This window comes from Micromonospora sp. H33 (assembly GCF_052068455.1).
Taxonomy (GTDB): domain Bacteria; phylum Actinomycetota; class Actinomycetes; order Mycobacteriales; family Micromonosporaceae; genus Micromonospora.
Genome location: NZ_JBQHDE010000014.1, coordinates 117,739 through 144,194, shown reverse-complemented (window position 1 = coordinate 144,194; position 26,456 = coordinate 117,739). Strand labels below are relative to the sequence as shown.

At 73.8% G+C, this 26,456-nt stretch carries 28 protein-coding genes and 2 riboswitches; of the genes, 18 read left to right on the top strand and 10 right to left on the bottom strand.

The features are described 5' to 3' along the window. Positions 1–11 precede the first annotated feature (11 nt). The 12 genes from ACTMS0_RS24885 to ACTMS0_RS24830 all read left to right on the top strand — a co-directional run bounded on the left by ACTMS0_RS24885 (position 12) and on the right by ACTMS0_RS24830 (position 8,911). On the top strand, positions 12–623 hold the full coding sequence (locus ACTMS0_RS24885; RefSeq protein WP_441157670.1) for a CDP-alcohol phosphatidyltransferase family protein: 612 nt from the start codon (positions 12–14) through the stop codon (positions 621–623). Further along, positions 620–1,552, top strand: a complete 933-nt coding sequence (locus ACTMS0_RS24880; RefSeq protein WP_441157669.1) for a DUF881 domain-containing protein — start codon at positions 620–622, stop codon at positions 1,550–1,552. Before ACTMS0_RS24885 ends, ACTMS0_RS24880 begins: the two co-directional genes overlap by 4 nt. Beyond that, positions 1,549–1,881 carry a small basic family protein gene (locus ACTMS0_RS24875; protein WP_155332176.1) on the top strand — a complete coding sequence of 111 codons (333 nt, stop codon included), beginning with the start codon at positions 1,549–1,551 and terminating at the stop codon, positions 1,879–1,881. Before ACTMS0_RS24880 ends, ACTMS0_RS24875 begins: the two co-directional genes overlap by 4 nt. 10 nt (positions 1,882–1,891) lie before the next feature. Next, positions 1,892–2,866: a DUF881 domain-containing protein gene (locus ACTMS0_RS24870; protein ID WP_441157668.1), complete on the top strand. Its 975-nt coding sequence runs from the start codon at positions 1,892–1,894 to the stop codon at positions 2,864–2,866. Between the two features lie 64 nt (positions 2,867–2,930). Then, positions 2,931–3,311, top strand: coding sequence for a glycine cleavage system protein GcvH (gene gcvH / locus ACTMS0_RS24865; RefSeq protein ID WP_441157667.1), 381 nt, complete (start codon positions 2,931–2,933; stop codon positions 3,309–3,311). A 215-nt stretch (positions 3,312–3,526) separates the two neighbouring features. Continuing rightward, positions 3,527–3,979, top strand: coding sequence for an oxoglutarate dehydrogenase inhibitor Odhl (gene odhI, locus ACTMS0_RS24860; RefSeq protein WP_007071101.1), 453 nt, complete (start codon positions 3,527–3,529; stop codon positions 3,977–3,979). Between the two features lie 50 nt (positions 3,980–4,029). Then, positions 4,030–4,725, top strand: coding sequence for a transcriptional regulator FtsR (gene ftsR / locus ACTMS0_RS24855; RefSeq protein WP_441157666.1), 696 nt, complete (start codon positions 4,030–4,032; stop codon positions 4,723–4,725). 175 nt (positions 4,726–4,900) lie between these two features. Then, the gene (locus tag ACTMS0_RS24850; RefSeq protein WP_441157665.1) at positions 4,901–5,365 is read left to right on the top strand and encodes a bifunctional nuclease family protein; all 465 of its coding nucleotides are present in this window, start codon (positions 4,901–4,903) and stop codon (positions 5,363–5,365) included. A 173-nt stretch (positions 5,366–5,538) separates the two neighbouring features. Continuing rightward, positions 5,539–6,111: a MerR family transcriptional regulator gene (locus tag ACTMS0_RS24845; protein WP_441157664.1), complete on the top strand. Its 573-nt coding sequence runs from the start codon at positions 5,539–5,541 to the stop codon at positions 6,109–6,111. 475 nt (positions 6,112–6,586) lie between these two features. Continuing rightward, positions 6,587–6,985: a group I truncated hemoglobin gene (locus tag ACTMS0_RS24840; protein ID WP_441157663.1), complete on the top strand. Its 399-nt coding sequence runs from the start codon at positions 6,587–6,589 to the stop codon at positions 6,983–6,985. A 2-nt stretch (positions 6,986–6,987) separates the two neighbouring features. Next, positions 6,988–8,172, top strand: a complete 1,185-nt coding sequence (locus ACTMS0_RS24835) for a globin domain-containing protein (RefSeq protein WP_441157662.1) — start codon at positions 6,988–6,990, stop codon at positions 8,170–8,172. Between the two features lie 52 nt (positions 8,173–8,224). Then, the gene (locus ACTMS0_RS24830) at positions 8,225–8,911 is read left to right on the top strand and encodes a DivIVA domain-containing protein (RefSeq protein ID WP_441157661.1); all 687 of its coding nucleotides are present in this window, start codon (positions 8,225–8,227) and stop codon (positions 8,909–8,911) included. A gap of 49 nt (positions 8,912–8,960) precedes the next feature. On the opposite strand, the gene ACTMS0_RS24825 is transcribed toward ACTMS0_RS24830, so the two are convergent. Next, positions 8,961–9,413 (bottom strand): DUF6194 family protein, encoded by a 453-nt coding sequence (locus ACTMS0_RS24825; RefSeq protein WP_441157660.1) that lies wholly within the window; start codon positions 9,411–9,413, stop codon positions 8,961–8,963. 275 nt (positions 9,414–9,688) lie between these two features. Here ACTMS0_RS24825 and ACTMS0_RS24820 point away from each other — a divergent pair, with 275 nt between their 5' ends. Together ACTMS0_RS24820 and gcvP are read left to right on the top strand one after the other, a co-directional pair. After that, positions 9,689–10,591: an NAD-dependent protein deacetylase gene (locus ACTMS0_RS24820; RefSeq protein ID WP_441157691.1), complete on the top strand. Its 903-nt coding sequence runs from the start codon at positions 9,689–9,691 to the stop codon at positions 10,589–10,591. Positions 10,592–10,653: 62 nt separating this feature from the next. Beyond that, positions 10,654–10,753, top strand: a riboswitch (glycine riboswitch). A 73-nt stretch (positions 10,754–10,826) separates the two neighbouring features. Continuing rightward, entirely contained in the window at positions 10,827–13,640 is a 2,814-nt protein-coding gene (gene gcvP, locus ACTMS0_RS24815; protein WP_441157659.1) for an aminomethyl-transferring glycine dehydrogenase, read from the top strand. A 126-nt stretch (positions 13,641–13,766) separates the two neighbouring features. Here the strand turns inward: gcvP and ACTMS0_RS24810 are convergent, their stop codons facing one another. Beyond that, a complete protein-coding gene (locus ACTMS0_RS24810) occupies positions 13,767–13,967 on the bottom strand; it encodes a DUF5999 family protein (RefSeq protein ID WP_441157658.1) in 201 nt (66 codons plus the stop codon). Positions 13,968–14,063: 96 nt separating this feature from the next. Here ACTMS0_RS24810 and ACTMS0_RS24805 point away from each other — a divergent pair, with 96 nt between their 5' ends. Continuing rightward, on the top strand, positions 14,064–15,284 hold the full coding sequence (locus ACTMS0_RS24805; RefSeq protein WP_441157657.1) for a chorismate-binding protein: 1,221 nt from the start codon (positions 14,064–14,066) through the stop codon (positions 15,282–15,284). 45 nt (positions 15,285–15,329) lie between these two features. Here ACTMS0_RS24805 and pip read toward each other — a convergent pair whose 3' ends face one another. The 3 genes from pip to ACTMS0_RS24790 form a co-directional block, all read right to left on the bottom strand. Next, the gene (gene pip / locus ACTMS0_RS24800; protein WP_441157656.1) at positions 15,330–16,271 is read right to left on the bottom strand and encodes a prolyl aminopeptidase; all 942 of its coding nucleotides are present in this window, start codon (positions 16,269–16,271) and stop codon (positions 15,330–15,332) included. Between the two features lie 63 nt (positions 16,272–16,334). After that, the gene (locus tag ACTMS0_RS24795; RefSeq protein ID WP_441157655.1) at positions 16,335–17,141 is read right to left on the bottom strand and encodes an ABC transporter permease; all 807 of its coding nucleotides are present in this window, start codon (positions 17,139–17,141) and stop codon (positions 16,335–16,337) included. Further along, entirely contained in the window at positions 17,138–18,112 is a 975-nt protein-coding gene (locus ACTMS0_RS24790; protein WP_441157654.1) for an ATP-binding cassette domain-containing protein, read from the bottom strand. The genes ACTMS0_RS24795 and ACTMS0_RS24790 overlap by 4 nt, the downstream gene beginning before the upstream one ends. Before the next feature lie 75 nt (positions 18,113–18,187). On the opposite strand from ACTMS0_RS24790, the gene ACTMS0_RS24785 reads away from it, so the two are divergent. Further along, entirely contained in the window at positions 18,188–19,003 is an 816-nt protein-coding gene (locus ACTMS0_RS24785) for a TetR/AcrR family transcriptional regulator (RefSeq protein ID WP_441157653.1), read from the top strand. Between the two features lie 10 nt (positions 19,004–19,013). After that, on the top strand, positions 19,014–19,517 hold the full coding sequence (gene def / locus ACTMS0_RS24780) for a peptide deformylase (protein ID WP_441157652.1): 504 nt from the start codon (positions 19,014–19,016) through the stop codon (positions 19,515–19,517). 65 nt (positions 19,518–19,582) lie between these two features. Here the strand turns inward: def and ACTMS0_RS24775 are convergent, their stop codons facing one another. From ACTMS0_RS24775 to ACTMS0_RS24765, 3 genes are all read right to left on the bottom strand, one after another. Continuing rightward, positions 19,583–21,160 (bottom strand): VWA domain-containing protein, encoded by a 1,578-nt coding sequence (locus ACTMS0_RS24775; protein WP_441157651.1) that lies wholly within the window; start codon positions 21,158–21,160, stop codon positions 19,583–19,585. A 326-nt stretch (positions 21,161–21,486) separates the two neighbouring features. Further along, positions 21,487–22,257 (bottom strand): GNAT family N-acetyltransferase, encoded by a 771-nt coding sequence (locus tag ACTMS0_RS24770; RefSeq protein ID WP_441157650.1) that lies wholly within the window; start codon positions 22,255–22,257, stop codon positions 21,487–21,489. 43 nt (positions 22,258–22,300) lie between these two features. Next, positions 22,301–23,074: a TSUP family transporter gene (locus ACTMS0_RS24765; protein WP_441157690.1), complete on the bottom strand. Its 774-nt coding sequence runs from the start codon at positions 23,072–23,074 to the stop codon at positions 22,301–22,303. A 202-nt stretch (positions 23,075–23,276) separates the two neighbouring features. Here ACTMS0_RS24765 and ACTMS0_RS24760 point away from each other — a divergent pair, with 202 nt between their 5' ends. Continuing rightward, entirely contained in the window at positions 23,277–24,056 is a 780-nt protein-coding gene (locus ACTMS0_RS24760) for an endonuclease/exonuclease/phosphatase family protein (protein WP_441157649.1), read from the top strand. Positions 24,057–24,102: 46 nt separating this feature from the next. On the opposite strand, the gene ACTMS0_RS24755 is transcribed toward ACTMS0_RS24760, so the two are convergent. After that, a complete protein-coding gene (locus tag ACTMS0_RS24755; protein WP_441157648.1) occupies positions 24,103–24,984 on the bottom strand; it encodes a bifunctional 5,10-methylenetetrahydrofolate dehydrogenase/5,10-methenyltetrahydrofolate cyclohydrolase in 882 nt (293 codons plus the stop codon). Positions 24,985–25,000: 16 nt separating this feature from the next. Beyond that, positions 25,001–25,085, bottom strand: a riboswitch (ZMP/ZTP riboswitch). 144 nt (positions 25,086–25,229) lie between these two features. Next, positions 25,230–26,237 (bottom strand): tyrosine-type recombinase/integrase, encoded by a 1,008-nt coding sequence (locus ACTMS0_RS24750; protein ID WP_441157647.1) that lies wholly within the window; start codon positions 26,235–26,237, stop codon positions 25,230–25,232. Positions 26,238–26,456 lie beyond the last annotated feature (219 nt).

Here is a 26,456-nt window from a genome sequence, read left to right as displayed (position 1 = left end):
GAGGAGGTTCGGTGTCGCGTCGGCCGGCTCGGGCAGGGCATCCACGAGCCTCCGCCGACCCGGGCGACCAGGTCCTCACCCTGCCGAACCTGATCAGCTTCGTCCGGCTGCTCGGCGTCCCGCTGTTCCTGTACCTGCTGCTGGTGCCGCGCGCCGACGTGGCCGCGATCGTGGTGCTGGCCGTCGGTGGCACCACCGACTGGGTGGACGGCTGGATCGCCCGCCGGCTCGGCCAGGTGAGCCGGCTGGGCGAGCTGCTGGATCCGCTCGCCGACAGGCTCTACATCCTGGCCACGCTGCTGGCGTTCACCGCCCGCGAGGTGGTGCCGTGGCAGTTCACGGTGGCTCTGCTGGCCCGGGAGCTGCTCCTGCTGGGTTCGCTCGCCGTGCTGCGGCGTCACGGGTACGGGCCGCCGCCGGTGCACTACGTCGGCAAGAGCGCGACGTTCCTGCTGCTGGCCGCCTTCCCGATCCTGCTGCTCGCGGCGGCCGTGCCGGCCGCCGCGACGGCCGCCGGCGCGATCGGCTGGGGGCTGGCGTGGTGGGGCCTGGTGCTCTACTGGGTGGCCGGCGGGATGTACGTGGTGCAGGCGCGCCGGCTGGTGCGGGAGGCGGGGCGGTGACCGGCACGCCGACGGAGAGCCCGGAGCGCACGGCGCGGGTGTACGCGCCGGACTTCCTGACCGAGCTGTTCCGCAACCCGCTCGACCCCGGGTATGCGGACGCGGCGGAGCGCCGGCGGGAGGCGCCGCCGTCGCGGTGGGGGCACTGGTCGGTGCGGTCGGTGAGCCTGGTCGTCCTGGTGGTGCTGGGCTTCGTGTTCGCGGTGGCGTACCGGCAGACGGTGGCGGAGGCGCCGGGGCGTACCCAGGCGCGGCAGGGTTTGGTGGAGCAGATCAAGCAGCGGGAGACCGAGACCGACCGCCTGTCGGAGCGGGCCGACCAGCTGCGGGCGGAGGTGGCCGGGCTGCGGGCCGCCGCGCTGGGCGGCTCGGAGGCGGCGCGGCTGCGGAAGCTGGAGGCGGGGACCGGGCTGGGCCGGGTGCGTGGTGACGGCGTGGTGGTGCGGCTGGCCGACGCCCCGCCGGGCGAGGACGCGGTTGCCGATGCGGACGCGGGGCCGTCGCGGGTGATCTACACCGACCTGCAGGGGGTCGCGAACGACCTGTGGGCGGCGGGCGCGGAGGCGATCTCGATCAACGGTCAGCGGTTGACGTCGACGGCGACGATCCGGCAGGCGGGGCAGGCGATCCTGGTGGACTTCCGGCCGGTGACGGGGCCGTACGAGGTGTCGGCGATCGGGCCGGAGGAGATGCGGGAGCGGTACGAGCGGAGCCGGAGCGCGTCGACGATGCGGAAGGTCGCCGAGGACACCGGCTTGTCGTTCGGGATCCGCGACGCGGAGGACCTCACGTTGCCGGCTGCTCCGGAGCCGCGGCTACGCTACGCGCAGCCACCGGCCAGCCCGAGTCCGACGCCGTCGGGTCGGTCGGTCAGTCCGGGGGCGTCCGGTTCGGGGACGTCTCCCAGCCCCTCCGGAGGTAGTCGATGATCGCGGTGTTGGCGTTGCTCGCGGGTGTGGGCCTCGGGTTGTGGCTCGATCCGACGGTGCCGGCGGCGTTGCAGCCGTACCTGCCGATCGCGGTGGTGGCGGCGTTGGACGCGGTGTTCGGCGGGGTGCGGGCGAAGCTGGACCGGATCTTCGACGACAAGCAGTTCGTGGTGTCGTTCATCTCGAACGTGCTGGTGGCCGGTCTGATCGTGTATCTGGGGGACCAGTTGGGCGTGGGCAGCCAGCTGTCGACGGGTGTGGTGGTCGTGCTGGGCGTGCGGATCTTCGGGAACGTGGCGGCGATCCGCCGGCACCTGTTCCGGGCGTAGGTTGTTGGTGATGAGCAGCGACGAGCACACCGAGACGGGCACCGGTTGGCCGCAGCCGGCGGATCCGCGGCGTCCGTCGGGTCCGGCGGGGGAGCCGGATCCGCGGCCGGAGGCGCCGGATCCGGACGAGTTGAGCCCGTTGGCGCCGGAGGCCGCCCCGGAGCGGGAGGCCGCGCCGGCGGAGGAGCCGGCGGCGCAGGGCGGTGGTGAGCCGACGGTGGATCTGTCGGCGGCAGCTGCGGCGGAGCGGGAGGAGCCGGCCGCGGCGGCGCCGGCCGGTGCGCGGCGGCGGGTGAGTTCGGCCGCCCTGATGATCTCGGTGCTGCTGGCGTTGCTGGGGTTCACGCTGGTGGAGCAGCTGCGGACGACGTCGGCGGATCCGACGACGTCGGCGGCGCGCCAGGAGGACCTGGTGCGGATCCTGTACGACCTGAACGCGCGGGAGGTCCGGCTGCGGCAGGACATCGCGACGTTGGAGGAGAGCCAGCGGCAGTTGCGCTCTGGTGAGCAGGGTCGGCAGGCGGCGCTGCAGGAGGCGACCCGGCGGGCGGACGAGCTGGGGATCCTGGCGGGGACGCTGCCGGCGACGGGGCCGGGGTTGTCGGTGCGGTTCGAGGCCGGTGGCGGGAAGCCGACCTCGGCGTCGCGGGTGCTGGACGCGGTGCAGGAGTTGCGGGGCGCGGGCGCGGAGGCGATGCAGATCTCCGGTGGTGATCGGGCGACGGTGCGGATCATCGCGTCGACGTTCTTCCTGGACGGGGAGAACGGGTCGTTGATCGTTGACGGGCGGCGGTTGACGGGGCCGTACACGATCACGGTGATCGGGGATCCGGCGACGATGCGTACGGCGTTGAACATTCCGGGCGGGGTGGTGGCGACGGTCGCGGGTGACGGCGGTACGGTGATCGTCGAGGATCGTGAGGCTGCCGAGGTTTCGGCGCTGCACGCGCCGATCGAGCTGGAACACGCCCGTCCGGTCTCCTGACCGGCCGCGGCCGGCGTCGGTTTCCTTCGGGGCCGGTGCATCGATGGGATGAAGGACGCGTCTGGTGATTCCTGAGGATCTGCGGTATACCGCCGAGCACGAGTGGGTGGCGGGTGGTGGCGACGGCGTCGTCCGGGTCGGCATCACGCACTTCGCCCAGGATGCGCTGGGTGACATCGTGTACGTCCAGCTGCATGAGGCGGGCGCGGTGGTGACGGCTGGTGAGTCGTTGGGTGAGATCGAGTCGACGAAGAGCGTGTCGGAGATCTACGCCCCGCTGAGTGGGACGGTGTCGGCGCGCAACGAGGCGCTCGGCGACACTCCCGAGGTGATCAACACTGATCCGTACGGTGCGGGTTGGTTGGTGGAGATTACTCCGGACGATCCGGCGGCGGTGGACGGGCTGCTGTCGGCGGGCGCGTACCGCGAGCTCACTGAGAGCTGAGTGTGCCCGTTGCCGGTGCGGCGGTTGGTCCGCGCGTCCGGTTGCCCTGCATTTCGGCGCTGGCTAGGCTCGCCCAGTCGACCGAGAAATCCGATAGTTCAGCGTTGCGGAATTGCCTTCCCTGGCACGGGGAGCCAGCCGCCGGGTGAGAGACTGCCCGGCGGCCAGACCCGCCATTCCCGTACGCCGACGCAACAGATCCGTGAGGTGGTCCCATGACGCGCCCAGACGACGAGTTCCCCCCGCTCGACGTCACTTCGACGCTCAATCTCGGTTCGCTCGACGAGGTCCTGGAGGGGCCGGACACCGATGTGGTGCCGAGCCGGATGTCCGGTTCGTTGCCGCCGGGGATGGCGCTGCTGGTGGTCCGGCGGGGTCCGAACGCGGGTGCCCGGTTCCTGTTGGATCACGATGTGACGACGAGTGGGCGGCACCCCGACAGTGACATTTTCCTCGACGACGTGACGGTGTCGCGGCGGCACGCCGAGTTCCACCGGGACGGTGGGACGTTCACGGTGCGGGACGTGGGGAGCCTGAACGGCACGTACGTGAACCGTGAGCGGGTCGAGGCGGCCACGTTGAGCAATGGTGACGAGGTGCAGATCGGCAAGTTCCGGGTGGTGTTCATCGCCGGTCCGCGCCCGGAGGAGGAGGCCGGCCGGGGGTGAACGAGCCTGCGGCCTCCGCCGCGCCGGGGTCGGCCCGTACGCAGCCGTTGATGAGTATCGGCGAGGTGCTGGCCCAGTTGCGGGTGGATTTTCCGGACACGACGTTGTCGAAGCTGCGGTTCCTCGAGGCTGAAGGTCTGGTGGAGCCGCAGCGGACGGCGGCGGGGTACCGGAAGTACAGCTGGGACGACGTGGCTCGGCTGCGGTTCGTGTTGGGCGCGCAGCGGGACCAGTTCCTGCCGTTGCGGGTGATCCGTGAGCAGTTGGCGGAGTGGGACGCGACGGGTGAGCCGCCGGGTCGGTCGCGGCCGCAGTTGGTGGCGGTGGGTCCCGGTGGTGAGGTGCCGGGGCGGGAGGCGGAGGTCGAGTCGCCGCAGCTGCGGCTGGGCCGGGCCGACCTGGTCGCGCGGAGCGGGCTCGACGAGTCGACGTTGGTGGAGTTGGAGCGGCTCGGTGTGGTGGTGTCGGATCCGCCGGGTTGGTACGACGGGGACGCGTTGATCATCGCCCGGGCGGTGGCGGGTCTGGCGGCGTACGGGTTGGAGCCGCGGCACCTGCGGGGGTACCGGTCGGCGGCGGACCGTGAGGTGGGTCTGTTCGCGCAGTTGGTGGCGCCGTTGGCGCGGCAGAGTGATCCGGCGGCGCGGGCGCGGGCGGCGGAGACGGCGCGGGAGTTGGTGGCGTTGTCGCAGCAGTTGCACGCGGCGTTGGTGCGGGTGGGGTTGCGGTCGACGTTGGGCCGGTGATCCGGGTGTCCGTGCGGAAAGATCTGTTCGGGGAAGCGTGCCGTAGGCTTGCCGGGGTAACCCCTTTCTGGCGCGGGCGTGGCGCTTGCAGCGCGTGGGACGGCCGTGTCGCGGTCCGTGTACCGTGCAGGAAAGGGCGCGGTGCAGCGTAGGTGACAACGACACGGAGGCGGCGGTGCGCGAGCTGAGCGTGGTCGGGGTTCGGGTGGAGCTGCCGAGCAACCAGCCGATCGTCCTGCTCAGGGAGGTCGAGGGGGACCGCTATCTGCCGATCTGGATCGGCGCGGTCGAGGCGACGGCGATCGCCTACGAGCAGCAGGGGGTCAAGCCGGCGCGCCCGTTGACGCATGATCTTCTGCGGGACGTGTTGGCGGCGTTGAAGGCGCCGTTGCAGGCGGTGGAGATCACGGAGTTGAAGGAGAACGTGTTCTACGCCGACCTGTTGATCGGTGACGGGGTGCGGGTGTCGGCGCGGCCGAGTGATTCCATCGCGTTGGCGTTGCGGGTGGGTGCGCCCATTCGTTGTGCCGAGGAGGTCCTCAGTGAGGCCGGGATCGTGATTCCGGACGAGCAGGAGGACGAGGTGGAGAAGTTCCGCGAGTTCCTGGAGCAGGTGCGTCCGGAGGATTTCGCCGGCTGACCGCGACCCGGCGCCGTCACACTGGGTGATGGTGGGTGTCGGTGTGGGGTGGCTGCGGCGTGTCGTGGCTGTTGTTGCGTGGTAACCGTCCGGTGCGGCGTTAGGGTTGCCGTATCGAGGGGTGCGCGTCCCGGAATCGACGTGTCACCGCACGGGCGGGGAGGTTGTCCGGAATGCAGGAGCCGCGGGATCCCGATTCGGGTACGGAGCAGGGCGCGCCGGTGTCGGCGACGGACGGTGACGGCGCGGTGGGCTACCGGGGTGTGACGGCGTGCCACGCGGTGGGCATCAGCTACCGGCAGTTGGACTACTGGGCTCGGACGGGTCTGGTGGTGCCGAGTGTGCGGGACGCGTCGGGTTCGGGGACGCAGCGGTTGTACTCGTTCCGGGACCTGGTGGTGCTGAAGGTCGTGAAGCGGCTGCTGGACGCCGGGGTGTCCTTGCAGAACATCCGGAAGGCGATCGAGGCGTTGCGGTCGCGGGGTGTGGAGGATCTGGCGGGCATCACGTTGATCTCGGACGGGACGACGGTGTACGAGTGCCGGTCGCCGGAGGAGGTGGTCGACCTGTTGCAGGGCGGCCAGGGGGTGTTCGGCATCGCGATCGGTGGCGCGTTCAAGGAGATCCTGGGGTCGTTGTCGCATCTGCCGGCGGAGCCGGCGGGTACGGAGCCGGTGCCTCCGGTGGCGGCGGACGTGGTCGGTGACGAGTTGGCGGCGCGTCGGGCGCGGCGCCGGGCGGGTTGACGGCTTCTGCGGTTGCGGTGTGTGCGCCCGGGCGTGTGTGACGCGCCCGGGCGTTGTCGTGTCTGCTGACTACTGCGGGTTGTCGCCGCTGCCGGCGGGGGTCGGGATGGGTTTGGTCGTGCAGGTGGGCCGTCGGCGTCCCGGTGGTGGGCGGACGAAGCGCCGGTGGCGCCCCGAGGTGCGGTTGATGGGATTGTCACGTCCACGGTGGAGGGTGGTGCGTGGCCGGTGACGGTCCGCGTACGCCCGATCGCCCACTGTCGACAGCCCGAGCGGCGTTATATCACCCTCTGTTGTCGGCTTTTGTCGCGAATCCGATAGGGCGGCCGTGACCGGGCGCGTGCGACGCGCTATGGTCCGTCACGGCCCACCTTGGCTCCGGGCGTCGACCGCGGACGATGCGCCGGAGCGGGCGGGCGTGACCCCTTACCGCGCCGACCCAGCGCGAGCCCCCTCACCACGGAAGGAACCGACCGTGACGGTTACCGAAGAGACCGCCCCCACCTCCCACTACGAACGCATCGGCGGTGCCGGTTCGGTCAAGGCGGCCGTGGATCTGTTCTACGACAAGGTCCTCGCCGACCCCGAGCTCGCCGGCTACTTCACCAGTGTGGACATGCCGGCCCAGCGACGGCACATGGTGCTGATGCTGACCGTGGTGCTGGGCGGGCCGAACGAGTACGCCGGGCGCGGCCTCGCCGAGGCGCACCAACCGTTGAACATCCCGCCGGCGCACTACGCGCTGGTGGGCGGCCACCTCACCGAGACGCTGACCGAGCTGGGCGTGCCGGGCGACATCATCGCCGACGTGCAGGCGGTGCTGGCCCAGGTGCAGGACCAGGTGGTGGCCGGCGGGACCCGGGCGGGCGTCTGAGCGTGGACGTCGCCCGGCTCAAGCAGAGCTGGTCCCTGGTCGCCGCGCACGGCGACCAGGTGCCGCTCTACTTCTATTCGACGTTGTTCCTGGCGCACCCGGAGACCCGCCAGATGTTCCCGACGAACATGGCGGGACAGCGGGACCGGCTGGTGACCGCGCTGGGGCACATCGTGTCGAACGTGGACCAGGTGGACCGGCTGGTCGGGTTCCTCACCGACCTCGGCGCGGACCACCGCAAGTTCGCCGTCCGCGCCGAGCACTACCCGGCGGTGGGTGAGGCGCTGCTGGCCACGTTGCGGCACTTCCTGGCCGACCAGTGGACCGAGGAGCTGGCCCAGGACTGGGCCGGCGCGTACGGGCTGGTCGCGAAGGTGATGACCGAGGGCGCGCAGGCCGCGGAGACGGTCAACCCGCCGTGGTGGGTGGCGGAGATCGTCGGGCACGAGCGGCGGGGGTTCGACGTGGCGGTGCTGACGTTGCGCCCGCAGTACCTGCTGCCGTTCACTCCCGGCCAGTCGATCGGTGTGTCGCACCCGTCGGTGCGGTCGTGGCGGTACTACTCGCCGGCGAACGCCCCCCGCACCGACGGCACGCTGGAGCTGCACGTGCGGGCCGCGCCGGGCGGCGTGGTGTCGTCCCGCCTGGTGTACGGGTCCGCGACGGGTGACCAGATCCACCTGTCGGCGCCGGTCGGTGACCGGCTGGCCCTGGCCTCGGCGGGGTCGGCGGACCTGCTGCTGCTGGCCGCCGGCACCGGCTGGGCGCCGGTGAAGGCGCTGATCGAGCAGGTCGCGGCGGAGGGTTCCCGGCGGCGGGTCGACCTGTACGTGGGGGCCCGGTCGCGGACGGAGTTCTACGACAGCGACGCCATCGACAAGCTGGCGTCGTCGTATCCGTGGCTGTCGGTGACCTACGTGGTCGGTATGGACCTGCACCGGCCGGGGGAGTTCACGTACCCGGTGGACCGGGCGCTGGCCGACGGCGACTGGCGGTCCCGGCACGTGTACGTGTGCGGCTCCGACGACATGGTGTCGCACGCGGTGACCGCGCTGGGCCGGGCCGGCTACCACGCCGGCCAGGTGCACCACGAGGGCTTGGGCGCGCACTGGTACGGCCCGTCGTGGCGGACGGCGGTGCAGCAGGCAGCGACCCCGTCACCCGGGGATGAGAGGCAGGTCCCGTGAGCGCGAGGAGTGAGCTGGCGAGCCCGGCGGTCGCGAACGAAGGGCGGATACGGTGAGCACGAGCCAGATCAGCCGGTACGACGGCGCGCACGTCTCCGGTGGTGTGCAGGTGCGGATGACCGCGGACCGGGTGCGGCGGTGGGAGTTCGGCACCGCCGCGTTCACCCGCCGCGGCTACGACAACGCCGACGTGGACCGGTTCCGGGTGCAGGTGGCCGACGAGCTGGACGTGCTGGCGTCGCAGATCGCGCACCTGCGGGCGGAGAACGAGCGGCTCAACAACCAGTTGGAGCTGCACCGGCACGGGGTGCTGCCGAGCGCGCCGGCGGCGTCGGCGATGCCGGCGGCCAAGGAGGTGAACCTGCTGTCGGCCGCGCAGCGGGAGGCGGAGCAGATCATCGCCCAGGCCCACGACTACGCCCGGCGGGTCGCCGAGTACGCCCGTGCGCAGTACGAGAGCTACGTGCGGGCCGCGGCGGAGGAGGCCCGCCTGGAGGCGGAGCGGGCGGTGCAGGAGTACCGCGAGTCGGCCGGGGCGAGCTTCGACGACTCGGTGGCGGCGCGGGAGGCGCTGCGCATCTACGGCGAGATGATGATCTCGCACATGCAGGCGGCGGCGCGGCACCTCGACGACGGCAGTGAGCACCTGGCGCGGACGATGCAGCGGCTGGCGCAGGACGCCCCGGCGGTGGGCGCGGGCGCCGGGCAGGGTGCCCTGCCCCGCCACGGCCAGCGGTGATCGTGGCGTGGGGGTCGGCGGTCGGCCGGGCCCCACGCCACGTTCGGCGTCAGGCCGGTGAACGTCGGGCACGGTGGTTGGCGTACTTACGGGCGGCGAAGGCATGCGCCTCGGTCAGCAACGTGCGGACGAGATGGAGGGTCGCGTCGCCGGGGTTCACCACGCACACCCAGTGCTGGGAGGCGTAGACGGGGTGCGGCAGCAGGACGTCCGTCGCCGCGTAGTCGGCGCCGGTGTCCAGGACGCCCTGCTCGTCGCGCTGCGACGGGGCGGGACCGAACAGCGCCGCGTAGCGGGCCCGGGTCAGCCCGATGTTGAGCCGGTAGGCGCCCGCTCGGCTCAGGTCGGACACGGTGTCGTAGTGGTCGCCGGTGACGATCGTCGCGAACGGGAACTGCCGTTGCGCGGGTAGGTCGCCGTGCGGGTCGTAGATGAAGAAGGTGTCACCGGCGGCCTCGAGGGCGGTGACCCCGTCGAAGGTGTCGAGGATGTGGCGTCTCATCTCATCGGCGTTCACACCTTCAAGTTTCTCATTGACGCGCTTTTTGAGGCTTTTGCTGCGCGTTCGCTCGTGAGTCCGCGGCGAACCCTCAACTGGGGAGCGAACGGTCAGCGGCGCCGCCGCCCGGGCCGGCGCCGGCGGCGAGGACGACCGCGTCGATCAAGAGGTTCCGGTCCGGAATCGCGCTCTCGGAGCACCCGAACTTCTTGATCAACCGGGGGTGGGGCGGTCCGCCCGGGGGCGTGCGTGGGCGAGGGAGCGGAGGTTGAGGCAGCATTGGTCGGGTGACGGAGGAGATGGTCGACGCCCTGGCGCGCCTGGTCGGTGGCGGTGGGGTGGTGGTGCTCAGCGGGGCGGGCCTGTCCACCGAGTCGGGCATCCCCGACTACCGGGGGCCCAGCGGCGCGGCCCGCCGGCACACCCCGATGACGTACCAGGCGTTCACCCGCGATGCGGCGGCGCGGCGCCGCTACTGGGCGCGCAGCCACCTCGGGTGGCGGACGATCGCCCGGGCCGCCCCGAACGACGGCCACCGGTCGGTGGCCCGCCTGCAGCACGCCGGCCTGGTCGACGGGATCATCACGCAGAACGTCGACGGCCTGCACACGACGGCGGGCAGCCGCGCGGTGGTGGAGTTGCACGGCCGCCTCGACGAGGTGGTCTGCCTGGACTGCGGCAACGGCACCTCCCGGGAGGAACTGGACCGGCGGCTGACCGAGGCCAACCCGGGCTTCGACGCGCAGGTGGCCGCGATCAACCCCGACGGTGACGTGGATCTCGCCGACGAGGCGGTGGCCCGGTTCCGGACCGTCGACTGCACGGTGTGCCGCACCGGGATGCTCAAGCCGGACGTGGTGTTCTTCGGCGAGACGGTGCCCGCGGCGCGGGTGGCCCGCTGCTTCGCGATGGTGGAGTCGGCGCGGCTGCTGCTGGTGCTCGGGTCGTCGTTGACGGTGATGTCGGGGCGGCGGTTCGTGCTGCGGGCGGCGAAGCGGGGCATCCCGGTGGCGATCGTCAACCAGGGCCCGACGCGCGGTGACGCGTACGCGGCCCTGACGGTGGACGCCCCGCTGGGTCGGCTGCTGCCGGCGCTCGCCGACTGGACCGCGGGGGCGGTGCCGCCCGGCGGCGGGGAGGCGGGTGCGGTGCCGGTCGGGGTGGTGCCGGTCGCGCCGTAGGCGCGGGCGGGGGTACGACGGGCGCGGGATTCCTGTGCGCTGGTAGCGTTGACCATGCCGGTAGCACCCACGTGGGAGAGACCGCCCGGAAACCACCCGCGGCGGCGCCGAAGGGGCAAATCCTCCCCGGAACCTCTCAGGCAAAAGGACCGCGTGGGCAGGCACTGTGGAGCGCTCCGTGGGCGCGACAGAGGGGGAGGCCGACCTGTCGACCTCGCCCCCGGGAGCGCAGCCCATGACCGCAGAGCAGTTCGCCGCCCGCCACATCGGCCCCGACGCGGATGACGAGCGCCGGATGCTGGAGGCCGTCGGCTACGGCTCGATCGACGAGCTGATGGACGCGGCGATCCCCGAGGTGATCCGCTGGCACGGCACCCTCGACCTGCCGGAGCCGGCCAGCGAGCACGAGGCCCTCGCCGAGCTGCGCGACCTGGCGGCCCGCAACACCGTGGCCGTGTCCATGATCGGTCTGGGCTACCACGGCACGCACACCCCGGCGGTGATCCGCCGTAACGTGCTGGAGAACCCGGCCTGGTACACGGCGTACACGCCGTACCAGCCGGAGATCAGCCAGGGCCGGCTGGAGGCGCTGCTGAACTTCCAGACCATGGTGACCGACCTGACCGGGCTGGCCACCGCGAACGCCTCCATGCTCGACGAGGGCACCGCCGCGGCCGAGGCGATGACCCTCGCCCGCCGCGCGTCGAGGAGCAAGAGCCCGGTGTACGTGGTCGACGCGGACGCGCTGCCGCAGACCGTCGCGGTGATCACCGGCCGGGCCGAGCCGCTCGGCATCGAGGTGCGGGTGGTCGACCTGGACGCCGAGGAGCTGCCGGGCGAGTTCTTCGGCCTGCACCTGCAGTACCCGGGCGCGTCCGGCACGGTGCGGGACCACTCGGGCCTGGTCGACGCCGCCCACGCCGCCGGCGCGCTGGTGACCGTGGCCGCGGATCTCCTCGCGCTGACCCTGCTGCGCCCGCCGGGCGAGATCGGCGCCGACATCGCCGCCGGCACCACCCAGCGGTTCGGCGTACCGATGGGGTTCGGTGGGCCGCACGCCGGCTACCTGGCGGTGCGCGTGGGCCTGGAGCGGATGCTGCCCGGCCGGCTCGTCGGCGTGTCGAAGGACGCCGACGGCAACCCGGCGTACCGGCTGGCGTTGCAGACCCGCGAGCAGCACATCCGGCGGGAGAAGGCCACCAGCAACATCTGCACCGCGCAGGTGCTCCTCGCCGTGATGGCCGGCATGTACGCCGTGTACCACGGCCCGGGCGGGCTGCGGGCGATCGCGACGCGTACCCACGGCATGGCGGCGCGGCTCGCGGCTGGGCTGCGCGCCGGCGGCGTCGACGTCGCGGACGTCGCGTTCTTCGACACCGTCACCGCGGCCGTGCCCGGCCGGGCGGCCGACGTGGTCGCGGCCGCCGCGCAGCGCGGCGTGAACCTGCGGCTGGTCGACGCCGACCGGGTCGGGATCTCCTGCGACGAGACCACCACCGTGGCGCACCTGGAGGAGGTGTGGGCGGCGTTCGGGGTGCCGGAGTACGTCGGTGACGTGGACGCGGCCCTGCCGGCGGCGCTGTCCCGCAGCTCGGACTTCCTCACCCACCCGGTGTTCCGCACCCACCACTCCGAGACGGCGATGCTGCGCTACCTGCGGCGCCTGGCCGACTTCGACTACGCCCTGGACCGGGGCATGATCCCGCTGGGGTCGTGCACGATGAAGCTCAACGCCACCACCGAGATGGAGCCGGTGAGCTGGGCGGAGTTCGCGCACGTCCACCCGTTCGCGCCGGACGCGCAGACCGCCGGCTACCGGGAGATGATCTCCCAGCTGGAGGGCTGGCTGGCCGAGGTGACCGGCTACGACGCGGTGAGCGTGCAGCCCAACGCCGGCTCGCAGGGGGAGCTGGCGGGGCTGCTGGCGATCCGCGCGTACCACCGGTCGCGTGGCGAGGGGCACCGGGACGTGTGCCTGATCCCGTCGTCGGCGCACGGCACCAACGCCGCGTCGGCGGTGATGGCGGGCATGCGGGTGGTGGTGGTCGGCTGCGACGCCGACGGCAACGTCGACCTGGTCGACCTCGACGCGAAGATCGACAAGCACCGGGACGCGCTGGCCGCGATCATGGTGACCTACCCGTCGACGCACGGGGTGTACGAGACCGGCATCGCGTCGCTGTGCGCGAAGGTCCACGACGCCGGCGGTCAGGTGTACGTGGACGGGGCGAACCTCAACGCCCTGGTCGGGTTCGCCAAGCCGGGCAGGTTCGGCGCGGACGTGTCGCACCTGAACCTGCACAAGACGTTCTGCATCCCGCACGGCGGCGGCGGGCCGGGCGTGGGTCCGGTGGCGGTGCGGGCGCACCTGGCGCCGTTCCTGCCGGGTGACCCGCTCGCCGCCGGCCGGCCGGCGATCTCCGCGGCCCGGTACGGGTCGGCGGGCATCCTGCCGATCCCGTGGGCGTACCTGCGGATGATGGGCGCGTCCGGGCTGACCCGGGCCACCGGGGTGGCGGTGCTCGCGGCGAACTACGTGGCGGCGCGGCTGCGCGGGCACTTCCCGGTGCTGTACGCCGGCAACAAGGGCCTCGTCGCGCACGAGTGCATCCTGGACCTGCGGCCGCTGACGAAGGCGACCGGGGTGAGCGTCGACGACGTGGCGAAGCGGCTGATCGACTACGGGTTCCACGCGCCGACGATGTCGTTCCCGGTGGCGGGCACGCTGATGGTGGAGCCGACCGAGAGCGAGGACCTGGCCGAGCTGGACCGGTTCTGCGACACGATGATCGCGATCCGGGCGGAGATCGACAAGGTGGGGTCGGGGGAGTGGCCGGCCGGGGACAACCCCCTGGCCAACGCGCCGCACACCGCGGCGATGGTCTCGGGCGACGAGTGGCCGCACCCGTACCCGCGGTCGGTGGGCGCCTACCCCGCCGGGGTGGACCGGGCGGGGAAGTACTGGCCGCCGGTGCGCCGCATCGACGGCGCGTACGGCGACCGGAACCTGGTCTGCTCCTGCCCGGCGCCGGAGGCGTTCGAGAGCTGACCGGAGATGCCGCCGGGGCGGTCGTGGGCCGCCCCGGCCGCTCACGTCGACTCTGCCGCCACAGGTCCCGGACCGGGGGACTAGCCTGGGGCCGACGTGAACAGGAACGTAACGCTGAGTGGTGGGTCAGGCGACGAGGGCGTGGCGGGCCGGGCCCCGGTGCGGTGCGATGGTGCGCCCGTCGGGAAGTAGCTCGCCGGTGTCCTCGAAGACGATGACCCCGTTGCAGAGCAGGCTCCAGCCCTGCTCAGGAAAGCACGCGATGACCCTGGCGGCGTCCCGGTCGGTGGCTTCGGCGGAGGGGCAGGTCGGTTGGTGCTGGCACATCGGGTTCTCCGGACTGTGGGGGCACTGTGTCATGGTTCACATGACCAGTGACGCACAGTACCAAGCGAAAGTGGCCGGCATCGAGCAGGTATGCGCGTGCCGGACAGGAAATCCGCTGAACGGACGAGGCAGATTGGGCCAGACGGTGTGGAAACGCTCCCACGGGTAACGGTCGGTGTCCCCGGGGCACCGGCCGGCTGCCGCCGTTCCCTCGTCGAGCGGGCCCGCTGGGAGTGGCGGCCCGCCGACGGCGGCGACCCCGCCGCGCTCGCGCAGGCCTTCCTCGCCGCGCACGGCCTGGACCTGGACGACCTCGCCCGCCCGGCGCGCGCCCACCGCCCCGGCGGGGTGTGCGGGGCCGCCCTGTACGTCTCCGCCGCCGCCGGCGCGGCCATCGCCGGCGGCGCCGCCGGCGCGCCGAACCCCGCGCCGGCGCTGCCCGAGGTCGCCGTCGTCGTCTACCGGCACGCCGACCCGCCCGCGCCCGCGCGCCGGCCGGCCGCCGGCTGGTGGCTCGGCGACTGGGCGGAGAGCTGGACGCCGCGGCAGCACGCCGACGCCGTCCGCGCCGTCCGCGACGCCATCGGCCGCGGCGACGTCTACCAGGTCAACCTCGTCGGCCACGCCGCCGCCCCCTACACCGGCGACCCGCTGCCGGCCCTCGCCCGGCTGGGCGCGCTGCCCGGCGCCCGCTACGGCGGCACCCTGACCGGCGCCGGCTGGGCGATCGGCTGCGCCTCCCCGGAGACGCTGGTCGAGGTCACCGGCGGGCGGGTGCTCACCCGGCCCATCAAGGGCACCCGCCCGGCCACCGCCGCCGGCCGGGCCGAGCTGCTGGCCAGCGCGAAGGAACGCGCCGAACACGTCATGATCGTCGACCTGGAGCGCAACGACCTGGCCCGTGTCGCCCGCACCGGCAGCGTCCGGGTGGACGAGCTGTTCGCCGTCCGCCGCTGGTGCGACCTGTGGCAGGCCGAGTCGACGGTGTCGGCGGCCGTCGCCGACGGGCTCGGCCTGGCCGACCTGCTCCGGGCCGTCTGCCCCGGCGGGTCGGTCACCGGCGCGCCGAAGCTCGCCGCCCTGGACCACGTCGCCGCCCTGGAACCGGTCGGCCGGGGTGCCAGCATGGGCGCGCTCGGCTGGGTCGCCCCCGGCCGGATCGACCTGGGCCTGACCATCCGCACCGCCGCCGCCGACGCCGACCGGTTGCACGTGTGGGCCGGCGGCGGCATCACCTGGGGCAGCGACCCCGACGCCGAGGTCGCCGAGGCCGCCGCCAAGACCGCCCCGGTCCGCACCACCCTGGCCGCCGGCTGACAACGGGGTGCCGCGCGCCGGAGCGGGCGCAGGCGGGTCGGCGGGTCAGTGGGTCACGGCGAACCCGGCCAGAGCCGCGCGCACGCGATCGGCCATGTCGGGCCCGGTGCCGTGGCCGGCGGCGTCCAGCAGTTCCAGGCGGGCACCCGGCCAGGCCCGGGCGAGCCGCCAGGGGATGTCGGCGGGGCTGCTGATGTCGAGACGGCCGTGCACCAGCACGCCGGGAATGCCGGCCAGCCGGTACGCGCCGCGCAGCAGTTCCCCTTCCGGCAGGAACGCGGCGTGCCGCCAGTAGTGGGTGGCCAGCCGGGCGAACGTCATCCGGAACGCCGGGTCGGCGAAGGCCGGGTCCGGGCGGTGCCCGGGAACGGTGGCGACGTGGGTGTCCTCCCAGGCGCACCAGTCCTGGGCCGCCTGCTCCCGTACCGCCGGGTCGGGGTCGACCAGCAGCCGCGCGTACGCGTCGGCGAGGTCGCCGTCGCGGTCGGCGGGCGGCACGCCGTCGCGGAAGCGGACCCACTGCTCGGGGAAGACCCGCCCCATGTCCCGGGTGATCCACTCGACCTCGCGGCGCGAGGTGGTGACGACGCTGAACAGCACCATCTCGGTGACCCGTCCCGGGTGGCGTTGGGCGTAGGCGAGGGCGAGGGTGGAGCCCCACGACGCGCCGAGCACGAGCCACCGGTCGACGCCCAGGTGCTCCCGCAACCGTTCGATGTCGGCGACCAGATGCGGGGTGGTGTTGGTGGACAGATCGACGGTGTGGTCACCGACGTTCGGGCGGCTGCGGCCACAGCCGCGTTGGTCGAGCAGGACGACCCGGTAGCGGCTCAGGTCGAACGGCCGCAGCCAGCCGGCGTCGCAGCCAGAGCCGGGGCCGCCGTGCAGCACCACCGCCGGCTTGCCGTCCGGGGCCCCGTGGACCTCCCAGTGCACGAGTTGCCCGTCGCCGACGTCGAGCATCCCGTGCGCGTCCGGCCGTGGCATCCGCACCCCCTGGTCCCCGGGTCTTCCCGCCGGGCGGAGTAGATCACGTCGGGCGGTCGGTCGTCACCGGCCCAGGCGCCGCCAGCGGTGGACGGACAGCGGCAGGAACACGGCGATCAGCAGCACCGGCCACACCACCGCCAGAGCGACGGCGTGCTGCGCGGCGAACGAGTCGCCGCCCCAGCCCGGGTTGCCGAACAGTTCGCGGCAGGCCGCGACGGTGGCCGACAGCGGGTTCCACTCGGCGATCGCCGCGAGCCAGCCCGGCATGGTGTCGGGTGCGACGAACGCGTTGGAGGTGAACCCGACCGGCCAGACGAGGATCTGCAGCGCCACCACCGACTCGGGGCGGCGCAGCACCAACGCCAGGTGGATGCCGAGCCAGATCAGCGCGAACCGCAGCAGCAGGAGCAGCCCCACCGCGGCCAGCGCGCGCCCCGGCCCGGCCCGCCACTGCCAGCCGACCGCGAACCCGCAGGCGAGCATCACGGTGAGGCCGGCCGCCGAGTGGAGCAGGTCGGCGGCGGCCCGGCCGGTGACCACCGCCGACGGGGCCATCGGCAGGGTCCGGAGCCGGTCGGTGACGCCCCGGGCGGCGTCGGTGGCCACCGCGGTGTAGGTGGCCTCGATGCCGAAGGCCATCGTCATGGCGAACATGCCGGGCAGCAGGAACTCCCGGTACCCGCCGCCGCCGGGCACGGTCATCGCGCCGCCGAACAGGTAGCCGAACATCAGCACCAGCAGCACCGGGAAGAGGAGCCCGACGAGCACCGGGACGGGTTGGCGGACCGCGTGCGCCAGCGCGCGGCCGGTGAGCACCAGGCTGTCGGAGACGGCCCAGCGCAGCCGCTGGGCGGGCAGGGTGGTCATACGGTCACCGTCCGATCGGTGTCGGGGGTGTCCCGGGCGGTGAGCCGCAGGTACACCTCGTCGAGGGTGGGGCGGCGGACCGCGACGTCCGCGGCGGCGAGCCCGGCGTCGTCGAGCGTCCGCAGCACGGCGGCGAGAGCGGTGACCCGTCGCGTGACGGGCACGCTGAGCCGCAGGGCCGCCGGGTCGACGTCGGGTGCCGCGCCGACGGCGACGCCGACGAGCCGTACGGCCCGGTCCAGGTCGTCGGGGCGGGACAGCACCACGTCGACGCGGTCACCGCCGAGGGCGGTCTTCAGCTGTTCCGGCGTGCCGGCGGCGATCACCCGGCCCCGGTCGACGACCCGGAGGGTGTCGGCCAGGTGGTCGGCCTCCTCCAGGTACTGCGTGGTCAGCAGCACGGTCGTGCCGGCCGCGGCGAGCCCGCGCACCGCGTCCCACACCTGCGCCCGGGCCCGCGGGTCCAGCCCGGTGGTGGGTTCGTCGAGGACGAGCACCGGCGGGTCGAGGATCAGCCCGGCGGCCAGGTCGAGGCGGCGGCGCATGCCGCCGGAGTAGGTGCCGACCGGGCGGTCGGCGGCCTCGACGAGGTCGAACCGGTCGAGCAGTTGCGCCGCCCGCACGCGTGCCCGTGCCCGGGACAGGTGGTGCAGGCGCCCGAAGAGCACCAGGTTCTGCCGGCCGCTGAGCACCTCGTCGACGGCGGCGTGCTGGCCGACCAGGCCGATGCGCGCGCGGACCCGTTCGGGGTGGCGCAGCACGTCGGCGCCGGCGACGGTGGCCCGGCCCGCGTCGGGCCGCAGCAGGGTGGTGAGGATCCGCACCGCGGTGGTCTTGCCCGCTCCGTTCGGGCCGAGCAGCCCGCACACCCCGCCGGCGGGGACGGTCAGGTCCAGCCCGTCCAGCGCCCGGGTGTCGCCGTACCGCTTGCGGAGCCCCTCGGCGTCGATCGCCGGCCCGTTCAGTGGCATGCCGCACCCCCAGAATCCAGTTACGGTACGCCGTACCGTACGGCATACGGTACGGCGGACGGTAAGGTGAGCCGCGTGACGACCGAGTACAGCGGCACCGGCGACCCCGCCCGCAGCCTCGCCCTGCTGTGGCGGACCCGGGAGCGGGTGGGCCGCAAGGGCCGGCCCGACCTGTCCGTCGACCGCATCGTCCGCGCGGCCATCGAGGTCGCCGACACCGAAGGGCTCGCCGCCCTGTCCATGCGGCGGGTCGCCGAACGGCTCGGCGTGGGCACGATGAGCCTCTACACCTACGTGCCGGGCAAGGGTGAGCTGCTCGACGTCATGCTCGACACCGTGTACGGGGAGACCGTCGACGCCGCGACCGACGACCCGGCCGCCGGCTGGCGGGCCCGGCTGGAGCGGGTCGCGCGGGACAACTGGGCCCGCTACCTGCGGCACCCGTGGCTGCTGCAGGTCGCCACCACCCGCCCGCCGCTGGGCCCGAACCTGATCGCCCGCTACGAGCAGGAGCTGCGCGCGGTCGACGGGATCGGCCTGACCGACCTGGAGATGGACGCCGTGGTCACCCTCGTCGACGGGTACGTCCACGGCGCGGTCCGCAGCGCCGTGGAGGCCGCCCAGGCCGCCGCGAGCACCGGCATGACCGAGCAGCAGTGGTGGGCCGCGCACGCCCCGTACCTGGAGAAGGCCCTCGACCCGCGGCGGTTCCCCCTCGCCGCCCGCGTCGGCACCGCCGCGGGGCAGGAGTACCAGGCCGCCGGTGACCCGCAGCGGGCGTTCGAGTTCGGCCTGGCCCGCATCCTCGACGGCATCGAGGTCCTCGTCCGCGACCGCCCCACCGGCGCCGCCGAGACCGGCGGCAGCGGCGGGCCGGCGACCGACCGATAACCTTGCCGGCATGACGATGCGCCCGATCCGGATCATCGGCGACCCGGTGCTACGGACCCCCGCCGAGCCGGTGACCACCTTCGACGCCGACCTGCGCGCCCTGGTCACCGACCTGATGGACACCCTGCTCGGCGCCCCCGGCCGGGCCGGCGTCGCCGCCCCGCAGATCGGCGTCAGCGCGCAGGTGTTCGTCTACGACGCCGACGGGCACCGCGGCCACCTGGTCAACCCGACGCTGGAGCTGTCCGACGAGCTCCAGGACGACGACGAGGGCTGCCTGTCCATCCCCGGCCTGTACTTCCCGACCCCGCGCGCCCTGCACGCCACCGCGCACGGCTACGACCAGCACGGCGAACCGCTGACCATCGCCGGTTCCGGGTTCCTCGCCCGCGCCCTGCAACACGAGACCGACCACCTCGCCGGCCGGCTCTACGTCGACACGCTGCGCGGCGACACCCGCCGCCGGGCGCTGCGGGAGATCCGCGCCGGCCGCTTCCACTCACCCCGCCGATAGCCCGTACGCGAAACGGCCGCCGGACCCTCGACGGGCCCGGCGGCCGACGCGTCAACGCCGACGCGTCACTTCGGCGGCGGCGCCACCAGGCACACCGCGACGCCGGAGACGTTGCCGTGGTCGTCCACACCGGTGATCAGCGCGTCGCCCTTCAACGTCACCTTGTAGTCGATGTCACCGGTCCCGTCCTTCACCCTCGACTGCGCGCCCGGCGCCTGCACCAGCTTGATCTTGGTGCCGGCCGGGAACGGCCCGAACCTCACACTCGGGTCCGCCGAGTCGCCGATGAACACCTCCACCGCCGTGTCCACCACGTCCGTGGAGGTCAACTGGTAGAACCCGTCCGGGTTGTACGAGCCGGGCTCGTTGTCCCCGCTGGGGTTGTTCGTCGGCACGCACGCCGTGTCCGGCGCGGTGGTGTCGACCACCCGCATCACGGCGGTGTCGCTGCCGGTGTTGCCGGCCGCGTCGGTGGCCGTGCAGGTCACCGTGGTGCCGCCGAGCGGGAACGTCGACCCGGGCGGCGGCACGCAGGCCGGGGTGAGCGGCCCGTCCACGTTGTCCGTCGCCGACGCCGGGTAGGCGATGACCGCGCCGGCGGGGCTCGTCGCCTCCACCGTCCGGTCGTCGACGACCACGGTCGGCGGGGTGACGTCGTTGACCCGCACGGTGATCGTCTGGGTGAACGCCGGCCCGCCGGACAGGCCGTTGAGCAGGAAGTCCACGGTGCAGTGCAGCACCGCGCCCTGCGTCGCGCCGGCCGCCACGGTGATGGTCTCGGCGAACGGCACGTCGGTGCCCGACTGCTGGGTGCGCGAGGCCGCGTCGAAGCTCACCGACAGGCCGGTGTCGCAGGACGTCACCGTCGGGGTGACCGTCACGTCCAGGTCACGCAGGCCGGCGAGGATCGCCGCGGTCACCGTGTTCGGGGAGCTGCCGACCAGCTGCCCGCCCGTCGCGGCGGTCACCGCGGTGGCCTGCCCGGTGGCGTTGAGGCCGCCGGCGCCGCCGGTCACGTCGACGGCGAGCACCCGCGCGTCGTCGGCCTGCAACGCCGCCGTCGCCTGCGCGAGGGTACGGCCGTTGCTGGGGTCGTGGCTGGGCGCGTCACCGACCAGCACCACGATCCGGCTGCTGCCCGCCCGGTAGGTGACCCCGCCGTCGGAGACCTCGAACAGGGCGTTCACCCAGGCCTCCGGGGCGTCCCCGCCGCCGCCGGCGGCCAGCCCGTTGACCGCGTTCTGCAGGGCGGTCGCGTCGTCGGTCACGTCCTGCCGGACCCGGAACAGCTCCGCCCCGTCGCCGGTGTCCCGGTAGGAGGCCACCGCGAACTGCGCCGTCGGCTGGGCGGCCCGCACGTCCGTGATCACCTGCTGCAGGTTGGTGCGGACGTTGGTGATCGCCCCACCCATGCTGCCGGTCGTGTCGACCAGCAGCACCACGTCCGGCTTCGGCGGGATCGGCGGGGTGGAGACGACCTTGTTCACGTCGAACGTGGTGCCCGGATCGGCGGCCTGGTCGACCGTCGGCGGACTCACTCCGGGCGCGGCCAGCGCCGGACCGGCCAGCCCGGTCACCACCGCCGTGACGACGGCGACCGCGCTCACCGCCCCACGCCGCCACGGCACCGCTGCTGCTGCCATGCGTACTCCTTCAGCTCCCGCCGCACGTGGACCGCACGGCCTTGCCGACAAACGCTAGGGTCGCCGCCCGGCCCGCACGGTCCGACACCTGCCCCGCCCACGGTCGGGTTTTCGACCCGGCGTGTCGCTGGACAGGCCCAGGTGACGGCCGCGGCGGCGATTCCGCCCGGGCGGTCCGGCGGGTCGGACCGAGCACGCGGGCGGCGTCCACGAGCAGCGAGATCACCCGATCCGGTCGGGCCCGCCGCCGCACCGGCCGGCCGCACCCGACATCCGGGCGGCCGGCCACCACCGACGACCGGCCCGGTCGCGCCACCGGCCGGCCGTCAACGCGCGGACAGCGTGAACTCGCCGTACTCGGCGACCCGGGTGAAGCCGAGCCGCTCGTACAGCCGCACCGCTGGCCCGTTGTCCGCCTTCACGTTCAACGTCACATGGTCGACCGAGGCCCGCAGCCGCGCGCACAGCGCCGCCACCACCGCCGTACCCAACCCGCGGCCCCGGGCCCGCGGATGGGTGGTCACGTTCCCGATCGCCGCCACCCGGTACCGCGGCGACCACACGTGCACCCCCGCCACCGAGACCAGGTCGCCGCCGTCGCGCACACCCACGTACTGGCCGGTGCCCAGCATCCGGGGGTCGAACCAGTTGCCGGGGTACGCCTCCGCGTACAACCGGCGCAGCGCCGGCAGGTCCGCCGCGCCCAGCACCGCCCCGGCCGGCGGCACCGCCGCCAGGCGCACCGGGTCGGTCAGCGCCATCTTCAAGTGGCCGCCGCTGGTCTCGACGGTGAACGTGCCGGCCAGCGCCGGCTCCAGGCCGGGGGACAGATGCGCGTACAGCCGCGCCGGCAGCACCGGCGCCAGCTCACCCAGCAACGCCGCCAGCTCCGCGACCCGGGCCGGGGCCGCGAACGCCAGCAGCGTCGCCGGCACCGCCCCGTGGTACAGCAGCGCCACCGCCTCACCCCGGCGGAACCACGACGTGTACGGCCAGAAGAAGTCGTCCAGATCGCCCAGCTGGTACGCGTGCAGCACCGCGTCCCGGCCCAGCAGGTCCGCCAGCACCGCCCGGTCGTGCTCCGCCCTCACCGCCACCCGCCGATGATCACACGGGCGGACCCGGCCACCGGGTGCCGGGTCAGCCGGCCAGCCACTGGTCGTAGCCGAGCTTGCCCACCAGGGCGACGACCACCACCAGCAGCACCCCCCGCACGAACCCGGACCCGCGACGCAGCGCCATCCGCGCCCCCAGCACCGCCCCGGCGATGTTGCACACCGCCATCGCCGCCCCGAGCAGCCACCACACGTGCCCGGTCGCCGCGAACACCACCAGCGCACCCAGGTTCGTGCCCGCGTTGACCACCTTCGCCATCGCCGACCCGTGCACGAAGTCCGCGCCGACCAGCGCGGTGAACGCCAACACCAGGAACGTGCCGGTGCCCGGCCCGATCAGGCCGTCGTAGAGGGCGATGCCCACCCCGGCCACCGCCACCGCCGCCGCCGTCCGCGCACGGGTACGCCGGTGCGGCTGCGCCACCACACCCAGCCGAGGCCGCGCCACCACGAACACGGCCACCGCCACCAGCACCGCCAGCACCACCGGCCGGTACGTCGACGCCGGCACCGCCCCGGCGAGCGCCGCGCCCAGGCCCGCGCACAGCACCGCCAGGCCCGCCGACGGGCCCGCCACCGCCCAGTCCAGCTTGGTGCGCCGGGCGTACGTCACCGCCGCAGTCGACGTCCCCGCGATCGCCGCCAGCTTGTTCGTGCCCAACGCCGTGGCCACCGGCATCCCCGGCGCCCCCACCAGCAGCGCCGGCAGCAGCAGCAACCCGCCACCGCCGACCACGGCATCCACCCACCCGGCCATCGCGGCGACGGCGAGCAGAGTGGTCAGCGCAAACGGGTCCAGGTCCACGGGCGGCCATTCTGCCCACCCCCACCCCACGGCGCGGACCCGCTGTGGCCAGCCTCACCGGCCCCGGGGCCGCCTCACCGGCCGCGGAGCCGCCGCAGCCACACCCCGACCGCGCCGGCGGCCACGAACACCAGCATCGAACACAACAGCACCTTCAGCACCCGGCAACCATGCCACGGCGGCATACAGTGACACGGTGCGCCTGGCCACCTTCAATCTCCTGCACGGCCGGTCCCTCACCGACGGTCTCGTCGACCCCGACCGGCTCACCGCCGCCGTCGGCGCCCTCGACGCCGACGTCCTCGCCCTGCAGGAGGTCGACCGCGACCAGAGCCGCAGCGGCAAGCTCGACCTGACCGCCATCGCCGCCCGCGCACTCGGCGCCCCCGAGCACCGCTTCGCCGCCGCCGTCGTCGGCACCCCCGGCGAACAGTTCCGCCCGCTCACCCACGACGACGACGGCCACGGCGAACCCTGCTACGGCGTCGGCCTGGTCAGCCGCCACCCCGTCACCATGTGGCGGGTCACCCGCCTGAAAGCCGCGCCGGTCCGCTCACCGGTGTACGTGCCCGGCCCCGGCGGCGGGCTCATCCTGCTGCACGACGAGCCCCGGGTCGTGCTCGCCGCCGTCCTCGACACCCCCGGCGGCCCGCTCACCGTCGCCGCCACCCACCTGTCGTTCGTCCCCGGCTGGAACGCGAGGCAGCTCCGGCAGACCGTCCGCGCGCTGCGCACCCTGCCCGCGCCGCGGATCCTCCTCGGCGACCTCAACCTGCCCGCCGGGGCCGCCCGCCTGATCAGCGGCTGGCGTCCCCTGGGCCGCCGCCCCACCTACCCGGCCGGGCAGCCGCGCGTTCAACTCGACCACGTCCTCGCCGACCGGCAGGGCCTCGGCCTGCTCCCGCCGGTCACCGCCGTGCAGACACCCCTGTCGACCATCTCCGACCACCGGCCCCTCGTGGTCGACCTGGGCTAGCCACCGGGCCGGGGTTGGCCAGCGACCCGCCGCCGGCCGGGCCGCGTCAGCGACCGGCGGCCCGTCGGGCGGCGCGCACCGCGTTGCGGAACAGCATCGCCACCGTCGTCGGCCCCACCCCACCGACCCGTGGCGTGATCGCCCCCGCCACCTCGGCGCACGACTCGTCCACGTCCGGCAGCAACCGCCGCCCCTCGTACCGGACCCCGCCACCGACGACCACCGCACCCGGGCGCACGTGCTCCGGCCGCACGATCCCCGGCACCCCCGCCGCCGCCACCAGGATGTCCGCCCGCCGCGTGTACCGCGGCCAGTCCGCCACCCCGGTGTGCACCACTGTCACCGCCGCGTTCGCCGTCGGCCGCTTCTGCGCCAGCAGCATCGCCAGGGGCCGGCCCAACGTCGCACCCCGGCCCAGGATCACCACCTCCCGGCCGGCCACCGGCACCCCGTGGTACGCCAGCAGCGCCTCGATGCCCGCCGGAGTACACGGCAACGGCCCCGGCAACCCCAGCGCCAGCCGGCCCATGTTCACCGGGTGCATCCCGTCGACGTCCTTGTCCGGGTCCAGCACCTCCAGCGCCCGGTCGTAGTCCAGGTGCCCCGGAACCGGATGCTGCACCAGCACCCCGTGCACGGACCCGTCGGCGCTGAGATCCGCCAGCACCCCGTGCAGGTCCGCCTGCGACGCCGACGCCGGCAGGTGCACGTGCGGCGACGCGAACCCCAACTCCGCCGCCTGCCGCTGCTTGATCCGGATGTACCCGGCGCTCGCGTCGTCGTCACCGACCAGCACCGTCGCCAGCGACGGCGTCACCCCGGCCGCCCGCAACGCCCGCACCTCCCCGGCCACCTCGGCCAGGATCTGATCCGCCACCGGCCCACCCGGCAGCAGCCGGGCCGTCGTCGTCGATCGGGAATCGGACATGGCACACCTCGCCCCCGCGGAAGGCCCAGGCGGTCGACCTTCCACGACGAGCTCCCCGATGGTCATTCCCATCCCCGGTGCCGCCAGTCGCGTCCGTGCTCAGCCTGCCACAACCCCGGGCCGCCACCGCATCCGCCACCGCCCCGCCAGCACCTACGGCCTGCTCAACAAGCAGCTCGCCAACCCGACCCCGACTTCGACCCCACCGCCGCGATCGCCACCGTCCTCCCGGCGATCCGCACCGCTCAGCCGCCGCCGCCCTGAGCCGGAAGCAGCCCCGCCAGCGCCCGGTACGTGCGGTTCGCGCGGACCGCCGCCCGCTGCTGACCCGCCGTCACCTCGATGTACGCCTGCGACGACGCCAACGACGCGTGCCCCAGCAACCGCATGATCTCCGCGGCGCTCGCCCCGTCCTCGGCCAGCCGCGTCGCGAACGTGTGCCGCAACGCGTGCAACCGCGCGCCCCGCGGCACCCGGTCACCGATCCCGGCCCGCCGGTAACAGGAGTCCACCAGGTACTGCAGCCCACCCCGGGCCAACGGCTCGCCCCGCCGGTCCACCAGCAACGGCGAGTCGGGGCGTACGCTGCGGGCACCGAAGCGGCGGCGGCGAGTGTCCAGATAGTCCGCCAGGACCACGTCCAGCTCCGGTTCCACCGGTACCACGCGCGGTCGTCCACCCTTGCCGGCGACGTCGAGGCGCCGCTCACCGGCCCGGCCGGCCAGCGACGCCACCCGCAGCGCCAGCAGCTCGGACAGCCGCAGCCCCGCGCACAGGGCGAGAGCCAGTACCGCCAGATCCCGCTCGGGCCACGGGTCGCGTTGCCGACCGTCGGCGCGGGCCACCGCCGCCAGCAGCTGCTCCGGGGTGTCCGCGCCACGTAGCGGCTTGGGCCGGGGGAGCGGGGCGCGGGGCCGCCCCACGGCTGGCATCGGGTTGCCGGCGACGACGCCGTCGGCGACCAGGAACGAGAAGAAGCTGTTCCAGGTGGACCAGGCCCGGTGCACCGACGCGGCGGAGCGGGGAGCGGCGAACCGCGCGAACGCCGCCCGCAGGACCCGGGGGGAGAGGGCGTCCAGCGGCAGGGCGTCGAGGGGGAGGGGAGGGGTTGTCTCCTCGGCGGCGAGGGCCGCCACCGTACGCAGGTCGCGACGGTACGCCTCGAGGGTGTGCGGGGAGGGCTTGCGGGTGGTGCGGTCGGCCAGGAACTCCTCGATCAACCGCCCTACCGATTCGTCCTTTTTGTCATGCATAAGCCCTATTATGCATGATTTTCATGTTCACTAGGGGGAGAGGGGAGCCCATGACCCCGCACCCGCGGCTGCGTACTGACGGGCGCACCCGGCGCCGGAAAGACCACACCGGCCGCAGCGCTACGGCAGCGCAGCTTCACCGCGCCTCGCCGACGACACGACCGACGTCATTCGCGGCGAGGCGAAGCGAGGGGCACAAGGAGCCTCGTCGAGCCGCTG

What these genes read in the sequence shown, in the direction of transcription:
- ACTMS0_RS24790 (WP_441157654.1), bottom strand. Translation starts at nt 18,112, where the DNA reads ATGCCACTGAACGGGCCGGCGATCGACGCCGAGGGGCTCCGCAAGCGG.
- ACTMS0_RS24750 (WP_441157647.1), bottom strand. Translation starts at nt 26,237, where the DNA reads ATGCATGACAAAAAGGACGAATCGGTAGGGCGGTTGATCGAGGAGTTC.
- gcvP (WP_441157659.1), top strand. Translation starts at nt 10,827, where the DNA reads ATGACCGCAGAGCAGTTCGCCGCCCGCCACATCGGCCCCGACGCGGAT.
- pip (WP_441157656.1), bottom strand. Translation starts at nt 16,271, where the DNA reads ATGCCACGGCCGGACGCGCACGGGATGCTCGACGTCGGCGACGGGCAA.
- ACTMS0_RS24825 (WP_441157660.1), bottom strand. Translation starts at nt 9,413, where the DNA reads ATGAGACGCCACATCCTCGACACCTTCGACGGGGTCACCGCCCTCGAG.
- def (WP_441157652.1), top strand. Translation starts at nt 19,014, where the DNA reads ATGACGATGCGCCCGATCCGGATCATCGGCGACCCGGTGCTACGGACC.
- ACTMS0_RS24775 (WP_441157651.1), bottom strand. Translation starts at nt 21,160, where the DNA reads ATGGCAGCAGCAGCGGTGCCGTGGCGGCGTGGGGCGGTGAGCGCGGTC.
- odhI (WP_007071101.1), top strand. Translation starts at nt 3,527, where the DNA reads ATGACGCGCCCAGACGACGAGTTCCCCCCGCTCGACGTCACTTCGACG.
- ACTMS0_RS24870 (WP_441157668.1), top strand. Translation starts at nt 1,892, where the DNA reads ATGAGCAGCGACGAGCACACCGAGACGGGCACCGGTTGGCCGCAGCCG.
- ACTMS0_RS24875 (WP_155332176.1), top strand. Translation starts at nt 1,549, where the DNA reads ATGATCGCGGTGTTGGCGTTGCTCGCGGGTGTGGGCCTCGGGTTGTGG.
- ACTMS0_RS24845 (WP_441157664.1), top strand. Translation starts at nt 5,539, where the DNA reads ATGCAGGAGCCGCGGGATCCCGATTCGGGTACGGAGCAGGGCGCGCCG.
- ACTMS0_RS24810 (WP_441157658.1), bottom strand. Translation starts at nt 13,967, where the DNA reads ATGTGCCAGCACCAACCGACCTGCCCCTCCGCCGAAGCCACCGACCGG.
- ftsR (WP_441157666.1), top strand. Translation starts at nt 4,030, where the DNA reads ATGAGTATCGGCGAGGTGCTGGCCCAGTTGCGGGTGGATTTTCCGGAC.
- ACTMS0_RS24795 (WP_441157655.1), bottom strand. Translation starts at nt 17,141, where the DNA reads ATGACCACCCTGCCCGCCCAGCGGCTGCGCTGGGCCGTCTCCGACAGC.
- ACTMS0_RS24755 (WP_441157648.1), bottom strand. Translation starts at nt 24,984, where the DNA reads ATGTCCGATTCCCGATCGACGACGACGGCCCGGCTGCTGCCGGGTGGG.